This is a genomic window from Pseudomonas sp. AC463 (assembly GCF_979253585.1).
Window position 1 is genome coordinate 1 of sequence record NZ_CEEDDZ010001021.1, and the last position, 246, is coordinate 246.

Sequence of the window (246 nt, forward strand, 5' to 3'; positions counted from 1 at the left end):
TTTCCGCCTGACCCGATGCGTCGAACCAGTCGGCGCTGCGCTCACCATTGGCGGTCCAGCGGACGAGGCGGATGGGCTTGCCGCCGCGGTTCAACCCCGCGAACATCAGGTCGCCCAGCCGCGTCTCGCCGGTGGCGGCGCGTTCACGCTCGACGACCATGTCGAAACTGTCGGCGGCGCGCACGTCGCGGCCGATCGACACGCGCGTCGCTATCGCCGTGTAATACATCTCGACCGCCTTGGCCG

The 246-nt window shown here is 69.1% G+C and carries 1 protein-coding gene; it reads right to left on the reverse strand.

The window, feature by feature from the left end; genetic code table 11:
• The coding region (locus AC0IYH_RS33330; RefSeq protein ID WP_471838694.1) for a hypothetical protein at window positions 1–229 on the reverse strand (229 nt) is incomplete at its 3' end.
• Window positions 230–246 lie beyond the last annotated feature (17 nt).